Source organism: Bacteroides sp. 224 (assembly GCF_010500995.1).
Lineage (GTDB): Bacteria > Bacteroidota > Bacteroidia > Bacteroidales > Bacteroidaceae > Bacteroides.
Window position 1 is genome coordinate 1 of the sequence record NZ_QVMK01000128.1, and the last position, 300, is coordinate 300.

Consider the following 300-nt stretch of genomic DNA (forward strand, 5'->3'; position numbering starts at 1 on the left):
ATACGTGAAATAAGAAACTTGGCAAGCCATTCAGGGCAAACAAATAGCGAACAAGATGCCCTTGATTACATATTGAAGGTTAATGAGTTTATAGACTTGGCTACTTATTTAAAGAATTTATCTGCGGCAAATGGAAATGAAGATAATTCCTCATTTATCTGCAGCAAAACATGGACTTAAGACGAAATGTTGTCTTGGTAACTATTGTTCTCCGTACGACCATGTAAATCTTTCTCAATCAACTAACGATGCTTATCCAACAGGATTGAAACTAGGTATTCTATTTTATAATGAAAAACT

General features: G+C 34.0%; 1 protein-coding gene. It reads left to right on the forward strand.

The features are described from left to right. Nucleotides 1–180 (forward strand): hypothetical protein (locus D0T60_RS18705; protein ID WP_203558383.1); only part of this gene is annotated, 180 nt, incomplete at its 5' end. Nucleotides 181–300: the final 120 nt, after the last annotated feature.